Source organism: Streptomyces sp. HSW2009 (genome assembly GCF_040240285.1).
GTDB lineage: Bacteria > Actinomycetota > Actinomycetes > Streptomycetales > Streptomycetaceae > Streptomyces.
In genome coordinates, this window is record NZ_JBEHZD010000546.1 from 1 (window position 1) to 5,006 (window position 5,006).

General features: G+C 78.1%; 4 protein-coding genes. 3 read left to right on the top strand and 1 reads right to left on the bottom strand.

The window, feature by feature from the left end; translation table 11 throughout:
- Positions 1-757, top strand: a 757-nt coding sequence (locus tag AAHZ94_RS28280; protein ID WP_349996385.1) for a hypothetical protein, incomplete at its 5' end; no start/stop codon positions are given.
- A 389-nt stretch (positions 758-1,146) separates the two neighbouring features.
- Here the strand turns inward: AAHZ94_RS28280 and AAHZ94_RS28285 are convergent.
- A complete protein-coding gene (locus AAHZ94_RS28285; RefSeq protein WP_349996386.1) occupies positions 1,147-2,343 on the bottom strand; it encodes an amino acid deaminase/aldolase in 1,197 nt (398 codons plus the stop codon).
- A 968-nt stretch (positions 2,344-3,311) separates the two neighbouring features.
- Here AAHZ94_RS28285 and AAHZ94_RS28290 point away from each other — a divergent pair.
- On the top strand, positions 3,312-4,271 hold the full coding sequence (locus AAHZ94_RS28290) for a hypothetical protein (RefSeq protein WP_349996388.1): 960 nt from the start codon (positions 3,312-3,314) through the stop codon (positions 4,269-4,271).
- Positions 4,268-5,006: S8 family serine peptidase (locus tag AAHZ94_RS28295; protein WP_349996390.1), on the top strand; the 739-nt coding region annotated here is incomplete at its 3' end. The genes AAHZ94_RS28290 and AAHZ94_RS28295, both read left to right, overlap by 4 nt.

The following is a 5,006-nucleotide window of genomic DNA, read 5'->3' on the forward strand; positions in this document are numbered from 1 at the left end:
CGTGGTCGCCGTCGTGGGCGCGATCGTGGTCGCCGCCATCGTCGCCGGCGTGGTGATCCTCCAGGACGACGGCGACGGCGACGGGGACCAGGCCGGCCCGACCCCCACGCTCGACGTGCCGAAGGGCAGCAGCGGCGGCAGCGGCGACACGGGCGGCGATCCGACGCCCAGCACGCCCCCGTCCGGCGATCCGGACGACCCCTTCCAGCGGACCGTCGACGCGGCGAACTCCATCAGCGTGCCGGTGCTCGACGGCTGGACGGCCAACCCGCCGAACGCGAACGGCATCGGCATCACCACCACGCGCTACGACTGCCCCCGCGCGGCCTCGATCAAGTGCGTACGCGGCGGCGTGTTCTCCTTCGGCGCCACCGGCCGGGGCTACCGGGCCACCACCGCCGAGGGCGTCGCCCGCGAGGACATCGCGCGCAACGCCGAGGAGTCCTACGGCACCGGCCAGCAGGGCGCGCAGAACCCGTACGGCGGGCTCGACGGCCACCAGGAGGCCAAGGCCGAGCCGGTGACCGTAGCCGGCCAGGCCGGCTACCTGGTGCGCTGGAAGGTGGACACCAAGTCGGGCCTTGACGCGCACGTGCAGTCGCTGGTCTTCCCCAAGCCGGGCCAGGGCGCGGGCGGCAGCGAACTGGTCATCGTGCGGTTCGGCTTCGACGTGAACCCCGCGGCGCCGTCGCTGGCCGACATGGACATCATCACCAGCGGCATCGAGCCGACGGCCGGGGTCGGCGAGGGCGTCTGAGCCGGGCGCGCCCGCGCGGTGCCGCGGGCGCGCCCGCCCCCCCCCCCCCCCCCCGCCGCCCCGCCCCCCGGCCCCCCCCCCCACGCGCGGCCCCCCCGCGCCCGCCGGCCGCGGGGGGGGGGGGGGGGGGGGGGGGCCGCGGGGGGCCCCGGGGGGGGGGGGGGGGGGCGCCGTACCCCGACCAGCCACCGCGGCGTACGGCGACGCTGCCGCGCCCCGATCGGCCGGCCCCGGCACAGCGGCCGGGGAACCTCCCGGCGGAGCGGGCGACGGAGCACTTACGAGAGCGCCCGTACGAACGCCCCGGGAAGTTCCAACGAGGGAAGCGCCAACGAGGGAGCTCCGACCGGGGAAGCCGCCGACCGGGCGGAGTCCCCGGCAGCAGCCCCCTAGAGGAACGTTTTCCCTTCCCCGCGATAGGTCGGCACCACGTCCACCACCCGCTCGCCGTCGAGCAACTGCACCGCGTCGAACCGCTCGCACAGCTCCCCGGCCTTGGCGTGCCGGAACCACACCGGGTCCCCGATCCGCAGCCCGTCGGCCGCCGCGCCGAGCAGCGGCGTCTGCACCACGCCGGCCCCCGCGTACGCGTCGTAGCGCAGCCCGGCCGGCAGGTACGGCACCGGCAGCCGGTCCTGGCCGGCGACGCCTGACGCCGGGTAGCCGCCGCCGCGCACCGTCACCACGCCGGGCCCCGGGCGGCGCACCACCGGCAGGGCGAACAGGGCGGCCGGGTGGCCGCGGAAGGACGAATAGTGGTCGAAGAGCTGCGGCAGGTAGAGCCCCGACCCCGCGGCGAGCTCGGTCACCGCCGGCTCCGCGGCCGTGAACTGCACGCTGCCCGTCCCGCCGCCGTTGACGAACTCCAGGTCGGCGATCTGCCGCACGGCCCGTACGGCAGCCGCCCGCCGGCCGGCGAGTTCACGCCGCGCGGCGGACTGCACCAGCCGGACCACCCGGGAGTGCACGGGCCGCCCCGGCACCGCGTCGCCGACGCCCGCGATGTGCCCCTCGTACGCCATGAGACCCACCAGCCGGAACCCCGGCCTGGCCACGACCGTCCGGGCGAGCTCGATCAGTTGGGCGGGGGAGTGCAGCGGGGAGCGTCGCGCGCCGATCCGCAGCACACCGCCGGGCAGCCGCAGCGAGGTGTCGAAATCCAGGCAGACCCGGACCTCTTCGGCGCCCGTCCGTGCGGCGTCCACGGCGTCGAGTTGGGCCGGGTCGTCGACCATCACGGTCACCGCTGCGGCCAGGTCGCGGTCGCCGGTCAGCTCCGCGTACCCGGCCCGGTCCGCCGACGGATACGCCAACAGGACGTCCTCGAACCCGCACCGGGCCAGCCACAGCGACTCGGCGAGCGTGAAGCTCAGGACGCCGGCGAAGCCGTCCTGCCGCAGCGCCCGCGCCAACAGCGCACGGCACCGCACCGACTTGCTCGCCACCCGGATCGGCTTGCCCCGCGCGCGGCGCACCAGGTCCCGCGCATTGGCGTCGAACGCCTGGAGGTCGACCACCGCGAACGGAGCGTCAAGATGGGCGGTGGCGCGATTCAGACGGGCCCGCTCGATGCTCGGATAGGACATGGGGGCAGCTTGCCAGAGGTCATTACCGCTGGGTAGTCGAGCGCCCGGTGCGAACCGTGCCCGCTGCACCGTAGAGTGTCGCGCATGCCATGACCGGCAGGTCAGCGGCGTGCTGTCCACATACGAACCGGCCTGTCCCGAAAGGCGATCGGCCGGCCCGGGCCGGAACAGGGTCGAAGGGGGCGAGGGGTGCAGGTGGGCGCCGACGCGGAGCGAGCAAGCGCCTCCCGGCCCGCACCACCACCTCCCTCCCCGCCGCCACCCGAGCCACCGGGGCTCGCCCCGGGGACGCCAGGCCCAAGCGGTACCGACGCCCCGAGCGGCCCGCCAGCCCTGGGCCGCCCGTCCGCCCTGAGCGGCGCCGACGCCCCGCCCCCGCGTGGCCCCGCCGTCCAGGGCCCTCCCGGTCAGGGCGCTTCGCGCGGCGTCGGCGGCGCGCCGGGCGTGGTCTCCAGCGCTGCGGCGGCATCCGCCACGGCGCCGCCCGTGCCGATCGGCGGCCCCCTCGTGACACCCCCGCGCCCCCTCGTCCCCCCGGGCCGCCCACCCGCATCCCACCCCGCCCCATCTGCTGACGGTTCCCGGCCGGGGCGCCCGGCCGCCCCCCCCCCCCCCCCCCGGCCGCGGCCCCCCCCCACCCCCCCCGGCCCCCCGCCCCCGCCCCCCCCCCCACCCGCCCGCCCGCACCCCCCCCCCCCCCATCTGCTGCGGGTCCCGGGCGGGGGCGCCCGGCCGCGCCACACGTACCGCACCTGCTGCGGAATCCGCAGACTCCGGCGGGCCCGCGGCCCGCGACCGCCCCGACTCCGGCGGGCCCACCACCCGCGACCGCGCTGGGGCCGGGCCCTTCCGCCCCGGCGGTCCCGCCAACCGTGAACGCCCCGGCTCCGGTGGCTCCGCCAACCGCGACTGCCTCGGGGCCGGTGGCTCCGCCCCCACCCCGGCCCGCCGGCCCACCTCCGCCCGCCGTGCCGGTCGGTCGCGACGTACCCCCCGCCCCGCCCCTCCCGGGCCGCACCCCCGGCGAGGAACATGCGGCCGAGGCGTTGGACAGTGGCGCGGGGCTCGCGGCAGCGATGGCGCCGGTGCCCGGGCGCGATCCGGTGGCCGGGCTCGTGGCCGACCTGCTGGCGCACGGTGCGGTGGCCGCAGGGCCCGTACGACCCCCTCGGCGGGGCCGCGGCTGGGCGCGTGCCGTGGCCGCCGTCGGGTGTGCCGTGCTCGGCGTGGGACTGCTGGTCGGCGCGGTGTTAGGGAGTTGGCTGCGGGACGACGGCGACCGTGACCGGTCGACCGACGCCTTCCAGCAGGCGCGTTCGCTGTGGCGCAGCGTCCCCGTCGACGCACTGTTCCCGCCCACCCTGACCGGCCCCGAAGCCGGTCCGGGCGGCGCCGACCGCACCTGGACCCGGATCGCCGTCGCCCCGGACGGCCGGTGCGACGGGGCCTTTGACCCGCTGCTGGCCACCGCGCTCTCCCCGGTGGGCTGCCAGCGCCTGCTGCGCGCCACGTACACCGACGCCACCAGCACCAGCGTCACCACGGTCGGTCTGGTCATCACGCGGTCCGACGCGGCGGGGATGCGGGCGCTGCGCGGCCGGTTCGACGCCGAACGGCTCGACCTGCGCACCGACCTGCTGCCCAGGCCGTACGCGGCCAAGGGCACCGCAGCCGCCCACTTCGGCGACGCGCAGCGGGCCAGTTGGCGGATCAGCGTGGCCGGCGACCTGCCGGTGATCGCGTACGCGGTGACCGGCTTCGCCGACGGCCGCAGCATCGACCGCCCCGAGCCCGCGGCCCGCGCCACGGCCCGCGGGGCGACCACAGGACCGGCCCAGGCGGGCCTCGGACACGACGCGAAGGGCGTCGCTGCCGGCGTGGAACGCGCGTTCCGCAAGGCCGTGGACGCCGCGACGGAGCCCCGATGACCAGCACAGCAGTACCGGAAGCCGGCAGCGGAGACCGAAGCGGCGGGCGATCCGCCCCGCAGCGGCCCGCCGCACCGCAGGCGCCCGCCACCGCAGACCGCCACGGCCGGCGCACCGATCGCGACGGCCGGCGCACCGATCGCCGTGGCCACCGCATCGACCACCGCCACGGCCCCCGCCCGCGGCACGTGAGGGGCCGCCGGTTCCTCGCCGCCGTCGCCGCGCTCGGGGCCGTCGCGCTGCTGCCGTCCGCGCCCGTCGCCCACGCCGACGGCATCAGGTCCCAGGAGTGGGCGCTGGACGCCATCCACGCCCCGGACGCCTGGCGCACCACCAAGGGCGCGGGCGTCACGGTCGCCGTGCTCGACACCGGCGTGGACGACCAGCACCCCGACCTCCAGGGGCAGGTGCTGCCGGGCAAGGACATGATCGGCTTCGGCGCACAGCGCGGCGACTCCTCCTGGGCCCGGCACGGCACCGCGATGGCCGGGATCATCGCAGGTCGAGGCCATGGTCTCGACGGCAGCGACGGCGTGGTCGGGGTCGCGCCCGAGGTGAACATCCTGCCGGTGCGGGTGATCCTCGAAGAGGGCGACCCGGCCCGCAAGGAGGCGCGCAGCGCCCGCGGCGGGGCCCCCCCCCCCCCGCCCCCCCGGGGCCCCCCCCCCCGCCCCCCCCGGGTAAAACAGTGGCGAGGCGGCCCCACCGCGGACGCCCCCCCCCCGCCCCCCCCCG

Coding starts and splice junctions, on each gene's coding strand:
- AAHZ94_RS28285 (WP_349996386.1), bottom strand. CDS start 2,343: ATGTCCTATCCGAGCATCGAGCGGGCCCGTCTGAATCGCGCCACCGCC.